We start from the raw sequence: 24690 nt of genomic DNA, 5'->3' as shown, positions 1-24690 counted from the left end.
CCGGGACGACGTGGAACCGCTATTCGCCATTGACAAACTTATTCGCCATTATCTAACTTACCGCCATAACCAACCGCGCCAAGCGGCCCATAAACGAGAGGGAACGACGATGAGAGGGTTTTTGGCCTGCGCCATGCTCGCGGCCATGACTTCGGCTGCCATGACCAATGTTGCGAACGCGCAAGTCTCCGACGACGCCGTGCGGATCGGCGTGCTGACGGATCTGTCGAGCTGGGGCCGCGACAACAGCGGGCCGGGCTCCGTGGAGGCCGCGAAAATGGCGGTAGAGGAATTCGGGCCCACAGTGCTCGGCAAGCCGATCGAGATCATCAGCGCCGATCACCAGATGAAGACCGACGTCGGCGTACAGATCGTGCGCGGCTGGTTCGACAACGGCAAGGTCGATGCCGTCGTCGACATCCCCAATTCCGGCATCGCGATCGCCGTCCACAACATGGTGCGCGAGCGCAACAAGATCGCGCTGCTCTCCGGCCCCGGCGCGAGTTCGCTGACCGACGAGCTTTGCAGCCCGAACACCGTGCACTTCACCTACGACACCTACGCGCTGTCCAAAGTCACCGCTTCCGCCGTGATCAAGGAAGGCGGAAAATCCTGGTACTTCATCACCGCCGACTACGCCTTCGGCCAGCAGCTCGAGAAGGACGCCACGCGCTTCATCAACGAGATGGGCGGGAAGGTTTTGGGTGGCGTGAAGCACCCGACCAACACGGCCGATTTCTCGTCCTTTGCACTCCAGGCGCAAAGCTCGAAATCGGACGTCGTCGCCTTCGCCAATGCCGGCCAGGACACCGACAATGCGATCAAGCAGTCGGGCGAGTTCGGCCTGGTCCAGGGCGGCCAGAAGCTGGTCGGCCTCCTGATGTTCGACACCGACGTGCACGCGATCGGGCTCAAATCCGCGCAGGGCACCTACATGACCACGGCGTCGTACTGGAATATGGACGAAGCGACCCGCGCATGGTCGCGGAAATTCTACGAGCGCACCAAGGTGATGCCGACCATGATCCAGACCGGCGTCTACGGCTCGGTGCTGCATTATCTGAAGGCCATCAAGGCCGCCGGCACCGATGATCCCGCCAAGGCGATGGCCAAGATGCGCGAGCTGCCAATCGAGGATACATTCGTCCATGGCGGCAAGTTGCGCGAGGACGGCCGCGTCATTCGCGACATGTATCTCGCCAAGGTGAAATCGCCCGAGCAGTCCAAGGAACCGTGGGATTATTTGGAGATCATCAAGACGGTGAAGGGCGAGGACGCCTTCCGCCCGGTCTCCGAGTCGAAATGTCCGTTGCTCAAGAAGTGAGGCCTGCATGACCGGCAACGAGCGCAACGCAGGCGAAACCTACGAGTGCGATGTGCTCGTGGCTGGATCGGGCTGCTCCGGCATGTCGGCCGCGATCACGGCACGCTATCGCGGCCTCGACGTCCTGATCGTCGAGAAGGAGCCGCGCTTCGGCGGCACCACCGCCCGCTCCGGCGGTTGGTTGTGGATACCCGGCACGTCGCTGGCGAAGGCATACGGCATCGAGGAGACTCCAGAGCAGGCGCGCACTTACCTGCGGCACGAAGCCGGCAACAACTTTGACGCCGCGCGGGTCGATGCATTCCTGAGCGCCGGCCCCGAGGCGGTCGATTTTTTCACCAGCAAGACCGCGCTCCGCTTCGACATGCCGCTGGTGTTCCCGGATTACCACGCCGAGGCGCCCGGCGGCAGCCAGGGTGGTCGTTCGATGGTGGCGCGCCCGTTCGACGGCCGCGAGCTCGGCGACCAGATCAAGGCCCTCGGCATGCCCCTGCCGGAGCTGACCGTATTCGGCATGATGCTCGGATCCGGCAAGGACATCGTCCATTTCATGCGCGCAACGAAGTCGCTGAATTCGGCGGCCTATGTCGCGAAGCGTCTGTCGCGGCATCTGATGGACGTGCTGCGCTATGGCCGCGGCATGACGCTGACCAACGGCAATGCGCTCGCAGGGCGCCTGGCAAAATCCGCGCGGGATCTGAAGATTCCGATGTGGCTGTCCGCGCCGGTGCGCGAGCTGACGGTCGAGAACGGCACTGTCACCGGCGCCATTGTCGCCCGCGAGGGACGCGACGTCCGCATTCGTGCAAAACAAGGCGTCGTGCTCGCCTGCGGCGGTTTCCCGCATGATGTCGAACGGCGCAAGAAGATGTTCCCACACGCGCCGACCGGCAACGAGCATTTTTCGCCGGGACCGACCGGCAACACCGGCGACGGCCTGCGGCTTGCCGAGAACGCCGGCGGACATGTCGAGGACCGGCTGCCGAACGCGGCGGCCTGGGTCCCGGTCTCGGTCACCAAGCGCAAGGACGGCTCACACGGCGTGATGCCGCATTTCATCGACCGCGCCAAACCCGGCGTAATCGCGGTGATGCGCGACGGCAAGCGCTTTGCCAACGAGGGCAATTCCTATCACGACTTCGTCCAGGCCATGGTCAAGGCGGCGAAACCCGGCGAGGAAATCGCGGCCTACCTAGTCTGCGATCACCAGACCTTGCGCAAATATGGTCTCGGCTGCGTACCGCCATTTCCGATGCCGCTGGGTCATCACCTCAATACTGGCTATCTCATGCGCGGCGAGACGCTGGAGGCACTCGCGGCAAAGGCGGGCATCGACAGCATGGCGTTCGTCGAGACCGTCAAGCAGTTCAATGCGACCGCACCACAGGGACACGACGCCGCCTTCGGCAAGGGATCAAAAGCCTATAACCGCTACCAGGGCGATGCCCTGCACGGCCCGAACCCCTGCGTCGCGCCGATCGAGAACGGCCCATTCTACGCCATCAAGATGGTGGTCGGCGATCTCGGCACCTATGCCGGCATCGTCACCGACGAGAACGCGCGGGCGCTCGATGCGGAGGGACGGGTGATTCCCGGGCTCTATGCGGCCGGCAACGACATGGCGAGCATCATGGGCGGCAATTATCCCGGCGCCGGCATCACGCTTGGGCCGGCGCTGACGTTCGGCTACATTGCCGGCCGTCATCTCGCCGATAGCGCGGCCAAGCGCAGCGCGGCGTAAGCCACGCCAGGGAGGCGCATGAAGAGAGAAAGCCGCGGCATTCAGTCGATCGAGGTCGGTGGAGAATTGCTCCGCGCCCTCGCCCGCAGCGGCGAGCCGATGATGCTGCGCGATCTCGCACGCGAGGCCGGCATGACGCCGGCCAAGGCGCATCCCTATCTCGCCAGCTTCTCGCGCATCGGCCTGATCGAGCAGGACGAGACCACCGGCCGCTACGAGATCGGCGCACTCGCGCTGGAGCTTGGCTTGATCAGCCTGCGCCGCCTCTCCGGCGTGCGTATCGCCGGACCGAAGATCGCGGCGCTCGCGAGCCAGATCGGGCACGCGGTCTCGCTGGCCGTCTGGGGCACGCATGGCCCGACCGTGGTGCAGCTCGAAGAACCCGGCCAGCCCGTGCACATCGTGATGCGGGCCGGCTCGGTGATGGCACTGCTGGAGACCGCGACCGGCCGCGCCTTTGCCGCCTTCCTGCCGGAGAAGACCATCGACGCCGCGCTCGAAAGCGGCCTCGATCGCCACGGCGTCGGCTATAATCCGAAGCGCACAGTGAAAGGCGCGAAGGTCGCGGACATGCTCACCGAGGTCCGCAAGCACGGCCTCGCCCGCGCGCTCGGCGACCCCCTGCCCGGCGTCAACGCATTCGCTGCACCGGTGTTCGACCATTCCGGCCATGTCGCGCTGGTGATCACCGCGATGGGGCCGGAAGGCACTTTTGACGCGCGCTGGGACAGCCCGATCGCCCATGCCCTGCGCGACTGCGCGGGCGGGATCTCGAAGCGGCTAGGTCACGGGATGACCGCCGCGGCGGAGTGAGGGGCTGGCTGCCTCATCCGACATCCGCTGTCATGCCCGCGAAAGCGGGGCATCCAGTACGCCGCGACGCCTCGGTTCACCGCGGGCGTCTCGGCGTACTGGATCGCCCGGTCAAGCCGGCGATGACAGAGAATGGGTCCGCCCTACTTCTCCTTCACCGGCACCGTGTAATTCAGAATCAGCCGGCCGCCGTCGGGATAGATCGTCTGCCCCGTGATGTAGGACGCATCGTCGCTCGCAAGAAACGCCACGACCGAGGCAACCTCGCTCGGTTCGCCGCCGCGACCGGCCGGCGTGCGTGACATCACGGTCTTGCGGGCATCCTCCGAGGTGTAGATGGACGATGCCACCATGTCGGTCAGGATCGTGCCCGGTCCGACGGCCACCACGCGAATATTGTGCGGAGCCAGCGCGACGGCGGCGACCGAGGTGAGCTGCTTCATGCCGCCCTTGGACATGGCGTAGGTCGCAAGCGCCGGGATCGCCAGGAGTGCATTCACCGACGACATGTTGATGATGACCCCGCCGCCGCTACCTTGCGCGATCATCTGCTTCGCCGCCGCCTGCACGCCGAAGAACGCGCCCTTCAGATTGATGCCGATGATTTCGTCGAATTCTTCTTCGGAAATCTCCAGGAGGTCCCGGTTGCGAGCGACGCCGGCATTGTTGACCATGATGTCGAGCCGGCCGAACTCCTTTGCGGCGGTTGCGACCAGCTGGTCGACATCGGCGCGCTTCGCGACATTGCCGACGACGGTACGCAAGGCATCCGGCCGCGCGAGTTCGGCAGCCGTCGCGGCCAAGCCATCGGCATCGACATCCGAGATGACGACCTTGACGCCATCGTCCAGGAATCGTTTCGCGCAAGCCTTGCCGATACCGCGCGCCGCGCCGGTGATGGCGGCGACCTTGCCGGATAGTTTCATGGTCTCACTCCAGAGTAGCTGTTTCGACAGCAGACTGTCGCCGGGTGAGAAACCCGGCTCAGGCCGCCGCGAAGCCGAGATGAGCACGGAACCGGTTCTTGATAAAGACAGCATCGCGCGAGGGCAGTGAGCGCGGCGGATTTTCGGCCAGGACCTTGATGACAAACAGCCGCGGGCCATCGGCCGGCCCGGCGATTTCGGTTGCGAGGCGCTGCACCTCCTCGATCGTCCGCACGGTTCCGGCAGCGGCAAAACCGCAAGCCACGGCGATTGCGGTGAGATCGACGCCGCGCCCGGTGTGGCTGGCCTGCATCCCGGTCTCGCCAAAATGCTGATTGTCGATCACGACGATGTCGAGATTGCGCGGCCGCGCGACCCCGATGGTGGCGATGCCGCCGAGGCCCATCAATTGCTCGCCATCCCCCGTCAAAGCGAGGACGCGCTTTCCCGGCTGGGCTTGCGCGAGGCCAAGCCCGATCAGCGCGGCGCCGCCCATGGCGCCCCAGAGATAGAAATTGCCGTCATGGTCGCCGACCGAATGAAGGTCATAGGTCGGCGAGCCGAGGCCGGACACGACCAGCGTGTCCTTGCGATTCTTCAAGAGCGCGGCAACGGCGGCGCGGCGGTCGAGTTGGGCTTGCATTGACATCACCACTTCTTCTTGCCGATCAGGCGTTGCCCGATCAGCACCGCGATCTGCTGATCGGAATCGTAGGCGAGCGCTGCGGCCGATTCGACCGTCTCGATCAGATCCTCTCCTGTCTCCGCCCGCATCACCTTCAGGCCGATCGCCTCCAGCGAGGGCTGCGTCGCCCGGCTCATCGGCACCTGCCAGGGATTGAACTCGGCCCATTCGCCGCGCATCGTCACCAGCATCAGCAGTGGAAATCGTCCGATCGCCGACAGCGACAGCATGTTGATGCAATTGCCGACCCCGCTCGACTGCATCAAGAGCACGCTGCGCTGGCCGCCGAGCCAAGCGCCGGCGGCAATGGCGACGCCCTCCTCTTCCGTCGTCAGCACGTTGGTGGTGACGTCGCGGTCGGCCGAGAACAGTCGGATGAGCTGGCTGTGACCGGCATCGGGAACGTAGGACATCTGCCTAACGTCGGCGGCTTTCAGGATGCGGTAGAGCTCTGACGGCCAATCGTCTGCGCGCGTGTCGGGATTGGATTGAAGGCTGTGCACCGCTCGTCTCCATGGATTGCGAGCGGCACTCTAGCGATGTTCAGGCGCGAAAGCTCTGACCGTCTGACGCGATCAGGTATCGAGGGATTGTATAGCTGCCTCCTCCACTGCCGGTGGGACAGCGCACGACGCGGATGGCTGCGCCCATAGGCAGCTTCTCGACCTCTAGCCAAACCGACGCGGCCGTAGTCCGGCATGAAACCACGTAATCATGGAATAGATATCGTAGACGGGCAATCCGACCTCGGCCTGAAGCGCCGCTGCATAAGGCGGCATGTTGGTGCATTCTAGCACGATCGCGCCGACATCCGGGTTCCTGGCGACCAACTCCTTGCCGGCCTCGACCACGTCACGTTCGGCCTGCGCGATGTCCATGTCCTCCTTCTCGGCCTTGATCAGGACGCGGAAGAATTCCTTGCCGTGCTCGGTGCCGACCAGCGGCGTATCGAGCGGCACGCCGGCACCTTCGAGATGGGCCGGCGTCAAGGTCGAACCGGACACCGTGACGAGGCCGACGCGCTTGCCGGGCGGCAAGGTCGCCTGCACCCACGGCACCTGCATCAGTGACGAGGTCGCGACGGGAACGCCGATGGCGGCTGCGATCTCTTTCTGGAACAGCGAGAGGAAGCCACAATTGGTGGTGATGGCTTCGGCCCCGAGCCGCACCAGATCCTTCGCCGCATCGATGAAATCAGGCAGCAGACCGGCCGCCCCCTTCAGCACCACCTTCTCCGGCGAAGCCCCGCTCACAACGCGATAGAGCACGGGGAAAGGCCAGGTGGTGCCGTTGCCCATGTCGCCGGGAATGCGGGGGAAGCGTGCCTCCAGCATCAGGATGCCGAGCGGCGCTCCATAGATGGCCTTGCCGCCGCGGGCGATTCGGGATGACGATTTGGCTGGAGCGGTCATGATGCGATCTCAGAGAAAACGATCGGGCGAAAACGGTGCGAGCGGAATTTCCGGCGGCTTGCCGCTCAGCAGCTGGGCGACAAGACGACCGGTGCGGGCCGAGCCGACCAGGCCGACATGGCCGTGGCCGAACGCATAGACGATGTCGCGCGAGGCCCGCGCGTAACCGATGCAGGGACGTCCATCCGGCATGCTCGGCCGATGGCCGAACCAGGTCTTGATACGCGACGCCGGAATGTCCGTCGGCAGTTTTGGGAACATGCTGAAGAGGTTGTTGCGCAAAATCTCGGCGCGCTTCCAGTTCGGCTCGGCCTCGAGGCCTGCGATCTCGACCGTGCCGGCGGCGCGCAAACCCTTATCGGTCCAGTTCACCACCATCTTCGCATCCGAGGCCATCATCGAGCTGCGCGGGCCCGTTTCCGGATTCTCGATCATGACGTGATAGCCGCGCTCGGTCTCCAGCGGCAGCGGATCGCCGATGGACGCCGTGAGCCGCTTTGAATGCGCACCGGCGGCAATCACGGCGGCATCGCACGCAATCTCGCCGGTCTCGGTGAGGACAGCCACGAGCTTGTTGCCGGATAGATTCAGCCCAATCGCCTTGGCGCGCACAAGCGTGGCGCCGCTTGCCAGCGCATGTTGCGCGAGCGCGGCGACATAGGCTCCGGGGTCGCGGCAGCGCCCGGCTTCCTCCACCACCACGCCGAACGTGTAGCGTGGATGCAAATCGGGCTCGCGCTGACGCATCTCGTCGGCCGAAAGCTCCAACCAGTCGACGCCGACGCGCTTGCGCACGCGCCAGCCGAGATCATTGTCGAAATTGCCGCGTGACGGGAAGACATGCATCACGCCGTTACGCTCGATCAATTCAGGGACGCCCGCCTCTTCCGCAAGCTTCCTGTGCAGCAGCGGCGCGTCCTTCAGGAGATCGCGCAGCGCAACGGCCGTCGTCTCGACCCGCGCCTCGGTCCAGCCCGAGAGCAGATATTTGATCAACCAGGGCAGCGCCTTCGGCAGATAAGACCAGCGGATCGCGAGCGGTCCGAGCGGATCCATGAGATAACCGGGCACCTTCTTCCAGACGCCGGGCTCGGCCGGCGGGATCACCGAATGCGAGGAGAGCCAGCCGGCATTGCCGTAGCTCGCCGCCTGTTCGCCACCGGGCTCGCCCGGATCGATCAGCGTGACGCGATGGCCCTCGCGTAGCGCCTCGATCGCGCTGATCACGCCGACCGCGCCGGCTCCGATGATGGCGACGTGGCGGCTTTGCGGCATCGGCTATGCTTTCACCGCAGGGGCAAAGTCCTTGCCGACCGACATCGCCCGCGGATCGATGATGCAGTGGAGGATCGACGGCTTGCCCGAGGCGAGCGCACGCTCGAAGGCCGGCGCGAACTCTTCGGTGCGCTCGACGCGCTCGCCATGGCCCCCGAACGCTTTTGCGTACATCGCGAAATCCGGGTTCTTGAGCTGGGTGCCGACCACGCGACCGGGATAGTCGCGCTCCTGGTGCATGCGGATGGTACCGTATTGCGCATTGTCGACGACGACGACGACGAGGGCTGCGTCGTACTGCACGGCAGTCGCGAATTCCTGCCCGTTCATCAGGAAGCAGCCGTCGCCGGCGAAGGCTATGACGGTACGGTCCGGATACTGTCGCTTCGCAAGCACCGCGGCCGGCACGCCGTAGCCCATCGAGCCCGACGTCGGTGCAAGCTGTGAAGCAAAGCTGTGGAAGCGGTGATGACGATGGATCCAGCCGGCATAGTTGCCGGCGCCGTTGCAGACGATCGCGTCCTTGGGCAGGCGATCGCGCAGCCAGGTCATGACCTGGCCGTACTGGAACGTGCCCGGCAGCTCGCGCGCTTTGTCGGTCCAGGCGAGATAGTCGGCATGCGCCTTGGCGGCCTCGCCCTTCCAGGCGACTGCGCCGGCGGGCTTCAGCGTCTCGACCGCGGCCGCGAACGCGGCGGGCGTGGCCTGGATCGCAAGCTCCGGCTGGTAGATGCGGCCGAGCTCTTCGGAGCCGGGATGAACGTGGATCAGCTTCTGCCGCGGCGTCGGAATGTCGAGCAGCGTGTAGGATGAGGACGGCATCTCCGACATGCGGCCGCCGATGAGAAGAATGACATCGGCGCCGTCGATGCGCGCTTTCAGACCCGGGCTCGGGCCGATGCCGAGATCGCCGGCATAATGCGAGTGATCGGCGTCGATCAGCGACGCGCGGCGGAACGAGGTCGCGACCGGCAGGTCGAACCGCTCGGCAAAGCGCGCGATGCTCCGGGTCGCTTCATCGGTCCAGCGCGAGCCGCCGAGAATGATGAGCGGTGCTTTGGCGCTCGCAAGCATGGCGCCAACGCGCTCGATATCTGCGGGCGCCGGCCAGCTCACCGCCGGCTCGATCCGCATGGCGTCCGCAACGGCAGCAGTTTCAGTCAGCATGTTCTCGGGCAGCGAGATCACCACGGGGCCGGGACGGCCCTGCATGGCGACGCGGAAGGCGCGCGCGACCAGCTCCGGAATCCGGTCGGGACGATCGATCTCGACCGCCCATTTCGCCATGGTGCCGAACACCGCCTTGTAGTCGAGCTCCTGAAACGCCTCGCGCTCGCGCATGCCGGTGTCGACCTGACCGACGAACAGGATCATCGGGGTGGAATCCTGCATCGCGATGTGGACGCCGTGGCTGGCATTGGTGGCGCCGGGGCCGCGGGTGACGAAGCAGATGCCGGGACGGCCAGTGAGCTTGCCATAGGCCTCCGCCATCATCGCAGCACCGCCCTCGGCGCGGCAGATCATGACGTCGATCGGGCTGTCGTGCAGCGCATCGAGCGCCGCAAGGTAGCTCTCGCCCGGCACGCAGGTGACGCGCTCGACGCCTTGCGCGACGAGCTGATCGATCAGGATCTGGCCCCCGGTGCGGGTGTTGCGAATGGTCATGACGGCTCCCTCAAGGCTTTGGCGATGCGTTTCGCAGCTTCGCGAAACTATTGCTCGGGGCTGGCGTAGGACAGGCCGAGAGGGCGCGCAAGATCGAAAGGCTTCTCGCACCCTGCGCAGGCGTCATGCCCGCCCCTGCTGGTTGCACTGCAGCCCATTCGCGGTGATGCGAAGCGCCGCGCCGCGATCGACCGGCTCTATCCGAAGCTCGGCGCGATGGCCGCGTGCTATTGATGCTCGATCGCGCGGATCGCGCCACGGAGCTCGGCCAGGCCGCGGAGGCGACCGATCGCGGTGTAACCCGGATTGGTGCGCTTGGTGGCGGCGAGATCGTCCAGCATGCGGTGGCCGTGATCGGGCCGGAACACGATCTGCCGGTCGGGCGAACGCCGCGCGTTCTCTTTCAGCAGCGCCTTCAGCACCGCGACCATGTCGACGTCACCGTCGAGATGATCTGACTCGTAGAAGGACAGGCCATCCGCTTCGCGCTTGGTCGCCCGCAGATGCGCAAAGGCAATGCGCGGACCGAAGCGTTCGGCCATCGCGGGCAGGTTGTTCTCGGCGCGCACGCCCAGCGACCCCGTGCACAGGCAGATACCATTCGCCTTTGACGGCACGGCATCGAACAACGCCTGATAGTCATCGGCGCTGGACGCGACGCGCGGCAGGCCGAACAGCGGGCGCGGCGGGTCGTCCGGATGCAGTGTCAATGAGACCCCAAGCTGCTCGGCGACGGGTGTGACGCGGCCCAAGAACTCGGCGAGATGCTGCCGCAGGATTTTTGGCGTGACGTCGCGATACGTTGCGAGCCGGTCGCGGAATTGCGGGATCGTCATCGGCTCGGTGGTCGAGCCCGGCAGTGCGCTGGCGATCACCATGACGAGGTAATCGATATCGGCTTGGCTCATCCGGTCGAACAGCTTTTTCGCGCGGGCCTGCTGCTCGGGTGAGTATTCCTGGATAGCGGCAGGGCGCTTCAGGATGTGCAGCTCGAAGGCCGCGAAACGGTCTTGGTCGAAGCGCATGGCACGGGCGCCGTTCGGCAGCTCCCATTCGAGATCGGTGCGGCACCAATCCACGACGGGCATGAAGTTGTAGCAGATGATCTTGATGCCGGAAGCGGCAACCGCCTCCAGGCTGGCGATCCACGTCTCGATCGAGCGCGTCGCTTTAGCCCCGAGACGCTTGACATCGTCGGGGATCGGAATCGATTCCACCACCGACCAGGTCAGCTGCGAACGGCCGGGCTGGCCGCGCTCGATGAAGTTCTTGCGCTCCTCGACCGCCTTTCGTGTCCAGGGTTCGCCGATCGGCACCTGATGCAGCGCCGAGACGATATCGCTCGCGCCGGCCTGCCTGACATCATCCAGCGACACAGGGTCATCGGGCCCGTACCAGCGCCATCCCTCGAGCATCATAAGAATTCTCCCGGATCAGTTCGCGGTCAGCACGACCTTGACGCTCTGCGAGCGGTCGAGCGCCAGCCGCAGCGCGTCCGGCGCGGTGGACAGCGGCCGCTCGGCGGTGACCAGTGACAGCACGTCGACGCTGCCGTCCGCAATCAGCTCCACCGCCGTCATGAACTCGAGCCCGAAGCGGAATGAGCCGCGCAGGTCGATCTCCTTGGCCATCACCGCATTGGCCGGTACCGGAATCTGGCCACCCGGCAGATTGCCGATCTGCACCACCACGCCGCCGCGCCTGACGATGCCGATCGCACTGGCAAGTCCTGCAGCCGTGCCCGAGACTTCGAAAGCGACATCGTAGGGGCGCGACGCGGCCTGTGTCTTCAGGCCTTCCTCGCCGGCTGCGACATTTTCGACGTGAGAGGCGCCTAGCCGGGTCGCAAAAGCCAGCGGCGCTGGCGCGATGTCGGCCACCGTGATGTCGGTCATGCCGGCGCGGCGCGCGGCGAGCATGGTCAGAAGCCCGATCGGACCGGCGCCGAAGATGATGCCGCGCTTGCCTTCGATGTTGCCGGCACGCGCCACCGCGTGCAGGCAGACCGCGAGCGGCTCGGCGAGCGCCGCCGCCTGATAGGACACGTGATCGGGAATCTTCACGCACTGCGCGGGAATCGCGTCGAAATAGTTGGCAAAGCCGCCCTGCATGTGCGGCGTCTTCGAGGCCGAGCCCATGAAGTAGATATTTTCGCAGAGGTTTTGCCGGCCTTGGCGGCAAGCGCCGCAATGGCCGCACCACCGCGACGGGTTGACGGCGACACGGTCGCCGAGCTTCAGGTTCGCCGCGGAGCCCGCGATCTCCACGACCTCGCCTGAAATTTCGTGACCGAGCACCAGCGGCGATTTCACCACGAAATCGCCGGTCCGGGCATGACGGAAATAATGCATGTCCGAGCCGCAGATGCCGCCGGCGCCGAAGCGGATGCGCACCATGCCTTCAGCGAGCTTGTCGAGTGGATGCTCGACCATGCGCAGATCTTCGGGGCCAAACAGGGTTGCGGCGAGAGCTGTGGTTGTCATTTGGAAAGTCCCATGTATTTCGGCAGCCAGAGGGTCAATTCGGGGATGTAGGTGATCGCGATCAGTGCGAGCATCAGTGGCACCAGCCAGGGTAGGATCGCCACCGTCGTGCGCTCGACCGACAGCTTTGCGACGCGCGCGAGCACGAACAAGACCATGCCGAGCGGCGGATGCAACAGGCCGATCATCAAGTTCAGCGTCATGATCAGACCGAAATGGATCGGGTCGATGCCGAGCTTGAGCACGATCGGCAACAGGATCGGCACCAGGATGGTGATCGCCGCCGTGGTGTCGATGAAGCAGCCGACGAACAGGATCAGGACGTTGGCGAGCGCCAGGAACACCCATTTGTTGTGGGTGATGCTTAGCATCCAGTCCGACAGCAGTTGGGCTGCCTGCGACACCGTCAGCAGCCAGGCGAAGATCGAGGCTGCCGTGACGATGAACAGCACCGAAGCCGTGGTCTCGATGGTGTCGAAAGTCGCCTTCGCGACCGTTTTCATCGTCATGGTGCGGTAGCGCACCAGGCCGAGGAACAGCGACCAGATCACGGCGGCGACGGCGGCTTCCGTCGGGGTGAACCAGCCGAGCGTCATGCCTCCGATCAGGATCACCGGCGCCATCAGCGCCATCACCGCAGAGAAGTCGAAGTACCAGTCCATCGCGAGCAGCACGACCAGGCCAAGCCCAACTGCCCAATTGGTTGAGAGACCGGCGACCGTCAGAAGCCAGACAGCCATCGGGAAGCTCAGTACGACGAGGATCTCGAGCCCCGCCGATCCCAATTGCGGCCAGGAGAACGGCGTATCGCTGCCCCATTTGTTCTTGTGCGCGAAGTAGGTGACGGTGGCCATCATCAGCAGCGTCAGCACGACGCCTGGAATGACGCCCCCCAGAAACAGCGCGCCGATCGAGACGTTGGCCATCATGCCGTAGATCACGAAAGGCAGCGAGGGCGGGATGATCGGCCCGAGCGTGGCGGACGCCGCGGTGACGCCCACGGAGAATTCCGTGGAGTAGCCGTGGTCCTTCATCGCCTTGATCTCGATGGTGCCGAGACCGGCGGCATCCGCGATCGCGGTGCCCGACATGCCGGAGAAGATCACCGAGCCGATGATGTTGACGTGGCCGAGGCCGCCGCGCATCCAGCCGACCAGCGCGACGGCGAATTTGTAGATGCGCCCGGTGACGCCCGCGATGTTCATGAGATTGCCGGCCAGGATGAAGAACGGCACGGCGAGCAGCGGAAAGCTCTCCACCCCGGCGATCATGCGCTGCGCCAGCGTGACGTCGGGAGTTACCCCGCTGACCAGGATGTAGAGCAGCGACGACGCGGCCATCGCGATCGCCACGGGAACGCCGAGCAGCATCAGGACGAGAAAGCCTCCAAGCAACAGCAGCATGAAATTACCCTTCAAAACCGTCGTAGGCGCCGGGACGTTCGAGGATCGAATAGCCCTGTCGCAAATGTTGCACCGCCACCTGCAGAGAGCGCACGAACATCAGCACGAAGCCGAGCAGCACCGAATAGTAGACGTAGTCCTTGGGAAGATTGATCGTGGTCATGGATTCGTCGCCGATGATCTGGATGTAGACCCAGACCAGCTTGATGGCGTAGCCGAAGAAGACGATCCGGATCAGGTCGATCACCGTCGACAACGCGCGGGCCACGAGGTGCGGCAGATAGCGATAGAGCAGGTCGACCTGGATGTGCCGGGACAGCCGCACGCACATCGAGGAGCCGATGAAGACCACGCCGATCAGGCAGTAGGTCGCGATCTCCTCGGTCCAGGCGTAGCTGTCGTTGAGCACGTAGCGGGTGAAGAACTGGAGGAAGACGGCGAGCGCCATCACCCAGAAGATCGCCAGCGCCACCCAGTCCTCGAAAGCGTAGATGCCGAGATCGACCTTGGGTGTCGCCTCCTCCTCAAAGGTGTGGGCGATCTCGTCCGCTGTGATCTGCCGGTGCGTTTCGGCGGTGGACATGGGTGTGCTCCCTCAAACTGATCACGTCGTTCCGGGATGGTGCGCTAGCACCAGACCCGAAACCTCGAGATTCTCAGGTGCGCAATGCACCGTAGTTCGGTCCTGCGGACCGCCCCGGGATGACGACTACGTCGTCACTTCACCGCCTGAATGCGTTCCCAATCGGCCTTGCGATAGCCAAACGTCTCGAACGCGACGTTCTTCAGCACGGTGTCGCGGAACTCGTTCTTGTCGACCTCGGTCACGGTCAGGCCCTTCTCCTTGAAGAAGGCGACCAGCTTGGATTCGTTCTGCTTGATCTCCGCAGTCGCCTTGGCAGCGGCTTCCTGCGCTACGTCGGTGAAGATCTTCTTGTCCTCGTCGCTGAGCTTCTTCCAGAGCGCACCCGCCACTACCGTGTTGAGGTGGTCGACGATATGGCCGGTCAGCACGATGTGCTTCTGCACCTCGTAGAACTTCTTGGCCTCGATCGTGGTCAGCGGGTTCTCCTGCGCCTCGACGGTGCCGTTCTGGAGCGCCAGATAGACTTCGGCGAACGCGATCGGCGCGGTATTGGCGCCGCAGGCGCGCGGCATCGCCAGATAGGCGGGAACGTCGGGCACGCGCATCTTCAGGCCCTTGAGGTCGGCACAGGTCTTGATCGGCTTGTTCGACGAAGTCTGGCGCACCCCGTAATAGGTCACCGCGACGATGTGGTGGCCGCTCTTGTCCTCATAACCCTTGGTGAGCTCCTTGAAGATGTCGCTCTTGGTGTAGGCGAGCAGATGATCGGCGTCGCGGAAGGTGTAGGGATAATAGGTCACGCCGATCGGCGGAAAGCTCTTGGCCGCGAAGCTCGAGCCGGAGATGATGATGTCGACCGAGCCGAGCGAAAGGCCCTGGTTGATGTCGGCCTCCTTGCCGAGCTGCGACGCCGGATAGACGTCGATCGCATAGCGCCCGTTGGTGCGCTTGCCGATCTCCTGCGCGGCCCAGACCGACGCGGTGTGGAAGGGCTCCGAGGTCTCGTAAACATGGGCCCATTTCAGCTTGGTCTGTGCCATGCCGGCGCCAGTCGTAGCAATCATCGCCGCGGCCGAGACCGCCAGCACCATTGTCATCTTTTTCAACACTGACTTTTCCTCCATTTTTCAAGTCTACTTCTTGTTCGCCCGCCTGAAGTGGACGCGGGCCGCCCAATCTCATCGCCGCCGCGCGCTGCCGCTTTTGGCGCGCTTCTTCAGCGCTCGCTCCGGTTTTGCCGGCGTTACCGGCGAGCCTGCCGATCGGCCGCGCGCCGAAGACGATCCTGCCGCGGTCTCGGCGCCAAAATTCTGCGCAAAGCGCTCCTGGGATCGTGCGAGATGATCGCGCATCGCATCGCGCGCGGCCTCGGGATCATGCGCCGCGATCGCGTCGCGCACCGCGCGATGCTCGTCGAGAGCAGTGCGCCACGTGCCCGGGCTCTCGAAATAATGCGCAAGCTGCGCGAAATAGGGGTTGAGGCGCTGGTCGAACAACTCGCCGACCACGCGCACCAGAACGGCATTGCCGAGGCTTCCGGCGATCGCGACGTGGAAGGCGCGGTCGTGGACCATCGAGGCTTCGCCGGGGTGTTCTACATTCTCCATCGCGACAAGGGACGCATCGATGCGGGCAACGTCGTCCTTCGTCGCCACGCGCGCGGCTTCTTCGGCGATGGCACTTTCCAGGAACTCGCGGGCGCGCAGCAGCTCGAACGGGCCCTCGATGACGGAAGCAGGCGCGGTCGCCGCAACCGCCGCGGGCTCGATCACATAGATGCCGGAACCGACGCGGATGCGAAGGCGGCCCTCGACTTCGAGCGCGATCAGGGCTTCGCGCACCGTCGGCCTGGAAATCTTGAGCTGCTCGGCGAGTTCGCGTTCGGTCGGCAAGCGGCTGCCGACCGCGTACTCGCCGCTGTCGATTAGGTTTCGTAATTGATCGGCGACCTGGCGATAAAGCCGTCTCGCCTCCACAGCTTCCAGCGGCACGCTGGTCCTCCCGAAAGGGTCATGCCGGAAGCTCTCGCTGCCCGCGGCCCGCCAATTTTAGAAAATTGGTCTTACCAATTGACCGTAGCATTGACCGAGGACAGGCGCCATGTCAAGCAGCGGCCAAACAAGGGGAGAGACGACCATGCGCCCTGGTTCGAAGCGTCTTGGCCGCGCCAATCTCGACCGGCTGCCACCCGGCATCCGCCGCCCGGCCTACGACCGTTCGCGCGTCACGTCCGGCATCGTGCATCTGGGCCTTGGCGCGTTTCATCGCGCCCACCAGGCCGTCGTCATCGACGATTGCCTTGCCGCCGGCGCCACGTCGTGGGGCATCGTCGGCGCCAGCTTGCGCAGCCCTGACACACGCGACGCCCTCGCCCCGCAGGATCATCTCTATACGGTTGCCGTCCGTGCGGCCGAAGGCACCGAGCACCGCATCATCGGTGCGCTGCTCGACAGCGTGGTCGCGCGCGAAAGCCCGGCACGATTGGTCGAGCGAATGGCCGATCCCGCCATTCGCATCGTCTCCCTCACCGTCACCGAGAAAGGCTATTGCCACACGCCGCAGACCGGCGATCTCGACGAACGGCATCCTGATGTCGTGCACGACCTCAACAATTTCGACGCGCCGCGCTCGGCTCCCGGCTTCATCGTTGCCGCGCTGGCGCGCCGACGGGCCCTGGGCGTCCCGCCCTTCACCGTGCTGAGCTGCGACAACCTCGCCGCCAACGGCCATACCGTGCAGAGGATCGTGACGCAATTCGCGGCGCTGCGCTCGAAGGATCTCGGCAAGTGGATCGCGGATACGGCGGCCTTCCCCTCGACCATGGTCGACCGCATCGTGCCGGAGACGACGGATGGAGACCGCGATGCGGTTTCATCGGCGCTCGGTTTGCGCGACGCATGGCCCGTCATGACCGAGCCGTTCACGCAATGGGTGGTCGAGGACCGTTTTTCAGCGGGCCGGCCCGATCTTGCCGCAGCGGGTGTCGAGATCGTCAGTGACGTCAAGCCGTTCGAGCTGATGAAGCTGCGGCTGCTCAACGCCAGCCATTCGGCGCTGGCCTATCTCGGCTATCTCGCCGGCTACGAGACCATCGCCGACACCATGCAGGATCCGCATTTCGCGCGCCTCGCCGCGCAAGTGATGGAAGAGGCGGCGGTGACGCTGACAATGCCCGCGGGCACCGATCTCGCCGGCTATCGCGCTTCGCTGCTCAAGCGCTTCGCCAATCCGGCACTGCATCACCGCACCTGGCAGATCGCGATGGACGGCTCACAAAAGCTGCCGCAGCGCCTGCTCGGCGCGATCCATGATCGTCTCGCCAGCAACCTTCCGATCGCGACGCATGCGCTCGCGGTGGCCGGCTGGATGCGCTACGTCACCGGCCTCGACGAGAAGGGCCGCACCATCGACGTGCGCGATCCGCTCGCCGCCGAGTTCGCTGGCTTGGCCCGCGAGGCAGGTCCCGTCGCCGAACGATTGGCGCCCGCACTGCTCGGCGTCGGAAAAGTGTTCGGGCCGCTAGGCGCGGAACCGCGCCTGCGCGAGGCCGTGACCGCGGCGCTCGGCCGACTCTACAAGGATGGCGCGCGGCGTTCGGTGGAGACTCTGGTCTCGGCGTGACCACAAAACGGGCAGCAATGCTGCATTGCGGTCCAGATCGAATAGAAAGTCGACGGAAGTCTTGCTTGATTTTTGCCTGTCATTGCCCCACCCGAGAGGCATGGCAAAGGACAGCAAGGTGATCGCCGCGAACGCAGCGTTCTACGCCGCCTTTTCGACTGGCGATTTCGACGAAATGGAGCGGATGTGGGCGGACGATGACGCCATTTCCTGCATTCATCCCGGCTGGCCGGCCATCGTCGGCCGCGCCACAGTGATCGGAAGCTGGCGCGACATCCTGCAGAGTCCGGAACGGCCGCAGATCGTCTGCGCGGAACCGCAGGCCATCGTCGATGGCGACAGCGCGCGCGTGCTCTGCATCGAGATCGTCGACGGCACGGCATTGGCCGCTGCCAACCATTTTCGGCGCGTCGGCGACGACTGGCGCCTGGTGCACCACCAGTCCAGCCCGATCGCGCAGATTGTCGAGCAAGCTGAGGACGATAGAGCGAGCCACCGCGTCCATTGAGGGCGCCCGGCCCGCAGGCACATTCTACTGTGCATGGGGTTGTTTTTCAGTTTTTTGTTTTGGCGCCTCACCCAAGCCCGGACAGATCATCCAGCACGACCCGCGCCTGGCTAAAATCATCGTCCCGGAAGAACATGCTTCTGGTGATGAGCACGGGAATGTTCGCCCGCGACGCTGCGATCAGGCCGTTGGCGGAATCCTCGATCGCGACGCAGTCGGACGCGTTGAGCTTCAGCCGCGCCAGGATCTCGACATAGACATCCGGCGCGGGCTTTTTATGCCGCACGTCATCCCCGGCGACGATCGCATCAAAATTCGCGGCCCAGCGCTTTCCCAGTGCCCGCGACAGCAGCGCATCGATGTTGCCGTGCGACGTGGTCGTCGCGATCGCGAGCCGCTGGCCGCGCGCCTTGGCAGCAGCGAGCAGATCCCTCACCCCGGGCCGTAAGGGGCAACAGCCGGTCTCGACCAGTTCGGCATAATGCGTAGTCTTGATGCGATGGAGCGCGGCAATGTCCTCGTCCGGCAGTGGCGCCGCGATCAGCAACCTTTTATGGTGGGCGCGGATCCGTTCCTTGCCGCCCGTGACCCGCAGCAGCTCCTTGTAGACCGCCCGGTCCCACTGCCAGTCGAGACCGTGGCGGGCGAAGGCATGGTTGAAGGCCTGCCGATGCAGCTCTTCGGTCTCGGCCAAGGTGCCGTCGACGTCGAAGATCAGCGCGGCGGCGCGGCAGACCAGCTCAGCGGCGTCAGATAGCATTATGGCTGGCGCTTCTGCCTGCATGATCGTTGCGTCCCTCCTGACGAGCGACCATCGCCTGCACCGCCGGGCGGGACAAATCGCAATATCTTTTGCTGGACCCAAAAATCTCTTATGAGCGGAGAACGCGCTGCGGCGCGAACGGGAACTCCGACCTGCAAGGAAGACGTATGCGGCTCTTTATCCTTGGTCTCGGCTACAGTGCCCGGCACTTCGTCCGCCTGTTCGGTGGCCGCTTCTCGCATATCGCCGGCACGGTGCGCGATCCCGCGCAGCGGGGCGACCTCGCCGGCATCGAGGTGCACGCCTTCTCCGACAGCAGTCCGGCACGCGAGACAGTCGAACGCATGAGAGATTCGGATGTCCTTCTCATATCGATCCCGCCCGGCGGCAGCGGCGATCCCGCAATCACGGCCTTCTCCGGCCTGCTGGCGGCGGGCGGAAACCGCAAGATCGTCTATTTGTCCACGATCGGCGTGTATGGTGACCACGCCGGTGGATGGGTCGACGAGAGCACGCCGCCGAAGGCGGACCTCGACCGCACGCGCATGCGGGTCGCGGCGGAACAGGCCTGGACCGACACGCCCGGTGGCAACGCCGCGATCCTGCGGCTTGCGGGTATCTATGGCCCCGGCCGTAACGCGCTGGTGACGCTCCGCGCTGGAACGGCCCGGCGCATCATCAAGCCGGGACAGGTGTTCAACCGCATCCACGTCGGCGACATCGCAAGCGCGATCATGGCCGCGGTGAATCAGCCGAGCGGCGGCATCTGGAACGTCTGCGACGACGAGCCGGCGCCGCCGCAGGACGTGATCGCTTACGCGGCAAAGCTGATGAATGTTGCGCCGCCGCCGGAAGAGCCGTTCGAGACCGCCGAGATGTCGGCGATGGCCCGCAGCTTCTATGCCAGCAGCGCTCGTGTTTCCAACGCGAAACTGAGGCGCGAGCTCGGCGTCACGCTTGCTTATCCGACCTACCGTCACGCCCTCGATGCGTTGTGGCAAGCGGGGGAAGGAGGATCATGATCAAGCGTCAGCTCAGCACGCCATACTTCTTGAACCAGGCCTGGGCCTGCTTCCAGGCATCTTCTGCGGCGTCCTTGCGGTAGCTGCCGCGGTAGTCGGCATGGAAGCCGTGCGGCGCTTCCGGATAGATCTTGAACTCGGCCGTCTTCTTGTTCTTCTCGAGCGCGGCTTTCATCTGCTCGACCTGAGTGACGGGAATGCCGGTATCGGCGCCGCCATAGACACCGAGCACCGGTGCCTTCATCTCGGGCGCGAGCTGCATCGGGCTCTTCGGCCACAGCGGATTGGCGGGATCGACCACTGTGCCGTAGAACGCAACACCAGCCTTGAGGCTGCCGCTATGAGCGGCATATTCCCAGACGGTGCGCCCGCCACGGCAGAAGCCGATGATGCCGAGCTTGCCGGTGTCGCCGCCTTGCGATCCCGCCCACGCCACGGTTGCGTCGAGGTCGGACAACAGTTCGGCGTCGGGTTTGGCATTGACGATCGGCAGCAGGTCCTTGATCTCGCTGACCTTGGTCAAATCGACGCCCTTGCGGAAATAATAGTCCGGCGCGACTGCGAAGGCGCCGAGCTTGGCGAGGCGCCGCGTTACGTCCTTGATGTATTCGTGCAGGCCGAAGATCTCCATCGCCACGATGATCACCGGCGCCTTGGTGTTGCCGGCAGGGCGGGCGAAATACGCTGGCATCTCCTCGGAACCGACCTTGATCTTGACGTCACCGGTCTGGAGACCATTGATGTCAGTCGTGATCGCCTCGGCGCGCACAGGCCCGGCCGCAAGCGTGTAGCCGGCAGCCACCGCCGCGGTGGCGCTCATGAATCCGCGGCGCGAGACCGGGGCGACCTTGGTCAGCCCGACTACGTCGGATGTCATGGTGGTTTCGATACTCATCGGTCGATCCTTCCTGATGCGTGCCCCTGATCCTTCGGGCGACGCATTCGCCGATAGTTGGCGGCCAAACGCAAATCACCAGCTTGCGAGCCGCCGCTTTCAGGCCTTGTTTTCAGATCTTGTTCCGACGCTGTTTCACCGGCGCGGTCTCGGGCATCAGGCTCATCGCGACAAGTCCGACGATCGCCGCAAGCAGCAGGTACCAGGCCGGCGCCAGCGGATTGCCGGTGACGTGGAGGAGCCAGGTGACCACGAGCTGCGCCGTCCCGCCGAAGCTGGCGATCGCGACCGCATAGACGGTCGCGAACACACCGCCGCGGATGTTCTGCGGCAGCGCCTCGGTGAAGGTCGCGTAGAACGCAGTGAACGGCAGCGAGCCGATGACGGACAGGACACCGAAACCAACCAGGAGCGACAACGCGCCGGGCGCATGGACGATCCACAGGAAGGTCGGGTAGGTCAGCAGCAGCGTGGCGAGCTGCGGCCAGATCATCACCGGCTTGCGACCGAGACGATCTGCCAGCCAGCCCCCGACCAGCGCGCCGACAAACTGAATGCCGTTGCTGACCAGCGACACGGTGAAAGCCAGTGTCGAGGACACATGCAGCGTGTTCTGCGCATAGGTCGTCATGTATTGGGTGACGTAAGTCGAGATCGTGCCGCTTGCCAGGATCATCAGCGCAAGTCCGATGATGCCAAGGTGTCGTCTCGCCTGCGAAAGATGACCGGTGTGCTCGACGGTGCGGGCACCGGCTTCGGCCTGCGGGATCGTCTCGGGCAGCGTCCGGCGCATCCAGAACCCGAACGGCAGGCAGACCGCTCCGATCAGAAACGCCACGCGCCAGCCATAGGCGTCGAGCATCTCCGGCGCCATCGTCTTGCTCAGGATGACGCCGACGAGAGCGCCCGCGGTCGCGGCGATCTCCTGGCTCGCCGGCTGCCAGGCCACCACCAGCGCGCGATGCTCGGGCGGGGCGATCTCAATCAGATAGGCGGTGGTCGGCCCAACCTCGCCGCCAAGGGCAAAGCCTTGCGCCATACGCGCCGCGATCACGATGACGGGCGCGGCAAGGCCGATCGATTGATAGGACGGCGTGAGCGCGATGGTCAGGATCGATAGCCCCATGAGCGCGAAGCTCAGCAGCATGGCAGGCCGCCGGCCGATCCGGTCGGAATAGATCCCGAGCACGATTCCGCCGATCGGCCGCGTCACGAAGCCGGCGCCGAAGGTCGCCAGCGACAGCATCAGGCTGCCGTACTCGCTTCCCATCGGGAAGAAGGTATGGCCGATCTGGATGGCGAAGAAGCTGTAAGTGATGAAGTCGTAGAACTCAAGCATGTTGCCGACGGTGGCGGCCAATGCTGCGCGCTTGACGCTGAACGGCCTCACTTGCTCGATCACGGACGACACTCTGGCATTCCCGGGCTCGATCCTATTTCGATTTAACCGTCTGGCCGCATTGCAACGCAACATCCATTAACTGAAAACGGCGGTTCCCTCGTCCCCAATTCCGCTGCCACGAGTTGCTGCCCATCCGCCTGCTCGCGCAATCCAAAGCGGATCGCGCAACAAATGGGCTCTGCGGTGGTCGCGATGACACATCATGTTGCACGCACATCCCGCGCTATCGGAATTTGCGCGTACACCGCGGTCATTTGACTGAAATTTTCAGAAGAGTTGAGCCGGGCGATTTACTCGAACTTTCTTCGTGACGCTCTAGTTCCACGACCGAGGGTTCCGCCTCGGGATCTCCATTATCAGCCGCCGGATTGCGCTACCAAAAGCTCAATTGAATCAAGATCTATCCGACGTGGAATTAAAATGAACTTGGCTCGCGAATCGATCGAACTGCTGGAACAGGTCGCCCGGATCCTGTGGTTCGAAGGCACCAAGCACGGCTTGCGTGACCGCGAGTGGATGGCGCTGCGTTTCCTTTCCCGCGCCAACCGGTTTTCCAGGACCCCGTCGGCGCTCGCAAGTTACGTCGGCACCACGCGTGGCACCGCCTCGTTCATCATCGGCGAGCTGGAGCGGCTCGGATATCTCGAGCGAAAGCGCTCGGTCCAGGACAAGCGGTCGGTGATGCTGAGCGTGACACAACAGGGCAAGAAGTTTCTGGTGCGCGACCCCGTCAACGTCCTCGTCGAGGCCATCGGCGTGCTCGAGGACGAGGCGAAGGTCAGCTTCCGCGACGCGCTCCGCCACGTGCTGGATCAGTCGGACGCAGCCGAACAGCGGCACCATACCGACGTCTGCAAGCGATGCATCTTCCTCCGCGAAGATCGCAGCACCACGGACAGCAGGACGACGGCCGAGTTCAGCTGCCGCCTGTTTCGCGCGCCGATCGCGGAGGCGGAGGTCGATCTGCTATGCACCAGCTTCGAGCATCACCGCAAATAGAAGGCGGCCCTCGATCAGGGCGTAGCCTTGCGTGACGAATAGATGACGCCCCCGCTGGACTCGACGACCAGGCGTCCGTTCTCGTTTTTGATCTCCTCGATGCGGCCAAGGCCCGGCACGTGCTGTCCCAGCACCGCCTCCACGACGCCGTGCGGGCCTTGCAGGATCGCAATCCCTTCATAGGCCTGGCGGACCGACCAGCCCTTGACCGTCTTGCGCGGCGCCGAGATGCGCTCGGACGGAGTTACCGATCCCGTGACCTCGGGCGTAGCGGCCGAGGCCATCATTGGCATTGGCTGTGAGGCGACGGGCGCCGGAGCCTGGGCCTGCACTTGAGCCTGCACTTGAGCCTGCACCTGGGCAAGCTTGTCGAGCTTCACCGTAGAGGACGAGCTCACCCGTTCGATGCGGTCCAGATTCTCGCCAAAACGGCCAAAACGGTCATTGGTCGCCTTGCTCGATTGGTCGACCGCGGTGCGCAGGCCGTCGAGATTGTCGGACACGCCCGACACCTGCCTGCGCAGTTGCGCCACCGTCTCGCGCAGATTCCTGATCTCAGTATTGGCCGCGACGTTGGTCTGGGCGGGCTGCATGGCGAAATAGGCGATCACGCCGGTACAGGCACAGACGACCAGGATCGCAGCGACGGCCAATGTCGCGAGCGGCGCGACCCATGTCGGACGCGGCGGCGGCGGTTTGGCCACGATCACGGCCGGCTTGATCACGATGGGCGTAGGCTTGGAGATTGCCATCTTGTCGAGGCGCGCCTTGGCGCGAATACGCTTCAGACCCTCGAGCGCCTCTTTCGCCAGAGTTTCATCACTCGCTGCTGCCGACGCAGGTTTGGTGTTCGTAGCGGGCTTGGTATTTGCAAAAGGCTTGGTATTTGTAGAAGGCTTGGCCGTCGGCGCCGCATTGTCTCTGGCATCGCGCGTCTCCGCAGCCGGTTTCGCCGCCGCGGAAACATCGGCGGTCGCGTTGGGACGAGCTTGTCCATCGGACAACATGCGAGAATGCTCCGTTCGGTTCGATCTGTCGAACGGTGACATTATTCGCCGAAGCTTGCCTGAAACGTGCGCATCGAAAACTTTTCATCACGCGCGAAGCGACGTCGCATGAGTCAAACGCGTCACGCACGTGGCGAGAGTGCGACTCGAAAGACACACC

General features: G+C 64.5%; 23 protein-coding genes. 7 read left to right on the top strand and 16 right to left on the bottom strand.

What is annotated here, in order from left to right; genetic code table 11:
- The first annotated feature begins 109 nt into the window (after positions 1 to 109).
- The 3 genes from AC0L2J_RS17965 to AC0L2J_RS17955 are packed head-to-tail and all read left to right on the top strand — an operon-like array spanning position 110 to position 3878.
- Positions 110 to 1324: an ABC transporter substrate-binding protein gene (locus tag AC0L2J_RS17965; RefSeq protein ID WP_473392605.1), complete on the top strand. Its 1215-nt coding sequence runs from the start codon at positions 110 to 112 to the stop codon at positions 1322 to 1324.
- A gap of 7 nt (positions 1325 to 1331) precedes the next feature.
- The gene (locus AC0L2J_RS17960) at positions 1332 to 3065 is read left to right on the top strand and encodes an FAD-dependent oxidoreductase (protein ID WP_473392602.1); all 1734 of its coding nucleotides are present in this window, start codon (positions 1332 to 1334) and stop codon (positions 3063 to 3065) included.
- Between the two features lie 18 nt (positions 3066 to 3083).
- A complete protein-coding gene (locus AC0L2J_RS17955; RefSeq protein WP_473392598.1) occupies positions 3084 to 3878 on the top strand; it encodes an IclR family transcriptional regulator in 795 nt (264 codons plus the stop codon).
- Positions 3879 to 4021: 143 nt separating this feature from the next.
- Here AC0L2J_RS17955 and AC0L2J_RS17950 read toward each other — a convergent pair whose 3' ends face one another.
- The 12 genes from AC0L2J_RS17950 to AC0L2J_RS17895 all read right to left on the bottom strand — a co-directional run bounded on the left by AC0L2J_RS17950 (position 4022) and on the right by AC0L2J_RS17895 (position 16304).
- Entirely contained in the window at positions 4022 to 4804 is a 783-nt protein-coding gene (locus AC0L2J_RS17950) for an SDR family NAD(P)-dependent oxidoreductase (protein WP_007613873.1), read from the bottom strand.
- 58 nt (positions 4805 to 4862) lie between these two features.
- Positions 4863 to 5453: a thiamine pyrophosphate-dependent enzyme gene (locus AC0L2J_RS17945; RefSeq protein WP_473392593.1), complete on the bottom strand. Its 591-nt coding sequence runs from the start codon at positions 5451 to 5453 to the stop codon at positions 4863 to 4865.
- Positions 5453 to 5992, bottom strand: coding sequence for a thiamine pyrophosphate-binding protein (locus AC0L2J_RS17940; protein ID WP_007613884.1), 540 nt, complete (start codon positions 5990 to 5992; stop codon positions 5453 to 5455). Before AC0L2J_RS17940 ends, AC0L2J_RS17945 begins: the two co-directional genes overlap by 1 nt.
- 165 nt (positions 5993 to 6157) lie before the next feature.
- The gene (locus AC0L2J_RS17935; protein ID WP_007613890.1) at positions 6158 to 6901 is read right to left on the bottom strand and encodes an aspartate/glutamate racemase family protein; all 744 of its coding nucleotides are present in this window, start codon (positions 6899 to 6901) and stop codon (positions 6158 to 6160) included.
- Between the two features lie 9 nt (positions 6902 to 6910).
- Complete coding sequence (locus AC0L2J_RS17930; protein ID WP_007613891.1) at positions 6911 to 8176, bottom strand: NAD(P)/FAD-dependent oxidoreductase; 1266 nt, start codon at positions 8174 to 8176, stop codon at positions 6911 to 6913.
- A gap of 3 nt (positions 8177 to 8179) precedes the next feature.
- Entirely contained in the window at positions 8180 to 9841 is a 1662-nt protein-coding gene (locus tag AC0L2J_RS17925) for a thiamine pyrophosphate-binding protein (RefSeq protein WP_007613893.1), read from the bottom strand.
- A gap of 227 nt (positions 9842 to 10068) precedes the next feature.
- Positions 10069 to 11259, bottom strand: coding sequence for a mannonate dehydratase (gene uxuA / locus AC0L2J_RS17920; RefSeq protein ID WP_007613894.1), 1191 nt, complete (start codon positions 11257 to 11259; stop codon positions 10069 to 10071).
- Positions 11260 to 11274: 15 nt separating this feature from the next.
- Entirely contained in the window at positions 11275 to 12324 is a 1050-nt protein-coding gene (locus tag AC0L2J_RS17915) for an L-idonate 5-dehydrogenase (RefSeq protein ID WP_007613895.1), read from the bottom strand.
- A complete protein-coding gene (locus AC0L2J_RS17910) occupies positions 12321 to 13727 on the bottom strand; it encodes a TRAP transporter large permease (RefSeq protein ID WP_007613897.1) in 1407 nt (468 codons plus the stop codon). The genes AC0L2J_RS17915 and AC0L2J_RS17910 overlap by 4 nt, the downstream gene beginning before the upstream one ends.
- A 4-nt stretch (positions 13728 to 13731) precedes the next feature.
- Positions 13732 to 14310 carry a TRAP transporter small permease gene (locus AC0L2J_RS17905; RefSeq protein ID WP_473392579.1) on the bottom strand — a complete coding sequence of 193 codons (579 nt, stop codon included), beginning with the start codon at positions 14308 to 14310 and terminating at the stop codon, positions 13732 to 13734.
- 134 nt (positions 14311 to 14444) lie between these two features.
- Positions 14445 to 15404 carry a sialic acid TRAP transporter substrate-binding protein SiaP gene (locus AC0L2J_RS17900; protein WP_035975212.1) on the bottom strand — a complete coding sequence of 320 codons (960 nt, stop codon included), beginning with the start codon at positions 15402 to 15404 and terminating at the stop codon, positions 14445 to 14447.
- Positions 15405 to 15491: 87 nt separating this feature from the next.
- Positions 15492 to 16304, bottom strand: a complete 813-nt coding sequence (locus AC0L2J_RS17895; RefSeq protein WP_473392575.1) for a FadR/GntR family transcriptional regulator — start codon at positions 16302 to 16304, stop codon at positions 15492 to 15494.
- A gap of 145 nt (positions 16305 to 16449) precedes the next feature.
- On the opposite strand from AC0L2J_RS17895, the gene AC0L2J_RS17890 reads away from it, so the two are divergent.
- Both AC0L2J_RS17890 and AC0L2J_RS17885 read left to right on the top strand, forming a co-directional pair.
- Entirely contained in the window at positions 16450 to 17934 is a 1485-nt protein-coding gene (locus AC0L2J_RS17890; RefSeq protein ID WP_473392572.1) for a mannitol dehydrogenase family protein, read from the top strand.
- 100 nt (positions 17935 to 18034) lie between these two features.
- Positions 18035 to 18442: a nuclear transport factor 2 family protein gene (locus tag AC0L2J_RS17885; protein ID WP_063995078.1), complete on the top strand. Its 408-nt coding sequence runs from the start codon at positions 18035 to 18037 to the stop codon at positions 18440 to 18442.
- 67 nt (positions 18443 to 18509) lie between these two features.
- Here AC0L2J_RS17885 and AC0L2J_RS17880 read toward each other — a convergent pair whose 3' ends face one another.
- Entirely contained in the window at positions 18510 to 19226 is a 717-nt protein-coding gene (locus tag AC0L2J_RS17880; protein ID WP_473392568.1) for an HAD family hydrolase, read from the bottom strand.
- Positions 19227 to 19372: 146 nt separating this feature from the next.
- On the opposite strand from AC0L2J_RS17880, the gene AC0L2J_RS17875 reads away from it, so the two are divergent.
- The gene (locus AC0L2J_RS17875) at positions 19373 to 20227 is read left to right on the top strand and encodes an SDR family oxidoreductase (protein ID WP_473392564.1); all 855 of its coding nucleotides are present in this window, start codon (positions 19373 to 19375) and stop codon (positions 20225 to 20227) included.
- 7 nt (positions 20228 to 20234) lie between these two features.
- On the opposite strand, the gene AC0L2J_RS17870 is transcribed toward AC0L2J_RS17875, so the two are convergent.
- Positions 20235 to 21122, bottom strand: a complete 888-nt coding sequence (locus AC0L2J_RS17870; protein WP_473392561.1) for a dienelactone hydrolase family protein — start codon at positions 21120 to 21122, stop codon at positions 20235 to 20237.
- Positions 21123 to 21234: 112 nt separating this feature from the next.
- The gene (locus AC0L2J_RS17865) at positions 21235 to 22524 is read right to left on the bottom strand and encodes an MFS transporter (RefSeq protein WP_007613907.1); all 1290 of its coding nucleotides are present in this window, start codon (positions 22522 to 22524) and stop codon (positions 21235 to 21237) included.
- A gap of 420 nt (positions 22525 to 22944) precedes the next feature.
- Here AC0L2J_RS17865 and AC0L2J_RS17860 point away from each other — a divergent pair, with 420 nt between their 5' ends.
- Positions 22945 to 23523 carry a MarR family winged helix-turn-helix transcriptional regulator gene (locus tag AC0L2J_RS17860; protein WP_007613911.1) on the top strand — a complete coding sequence of 193 codons (579 nt, stop codon included), beginning with the start codon at positions 22945 to 22947 and terminating at the stop codon, positions 23521 to 23523.
- A gap of 14 nt (positions 23524 to 23537) precedes the next feature.
- Here AC0L2J_RS17860 and AC0L2J_RS17855 read toward each other — a convergent pair whose 3' ends face one another.
- On the bottom strand, positions 23538 to 24530 hold the full coding sequence (locus tag AC0L2J_RS17855; RefSeq protein ID WP_473392558.1) for a hypothetical protein: 993 nt from the start codon (positions 24528 to 24530) through the stop codon (positions 23538 to 23540).
- Positions 24531 to 24690 lie beyond the last annotated feature (160 nt).

It is taken from the genome of Bradyrhizobium sp. MV1.5 (genome assembly GCF_055807615.1).
Note: the sequence above shows the minus strand (reverse complement) of the source record. Positions and strands in the feature narration are given on the sequence as shown.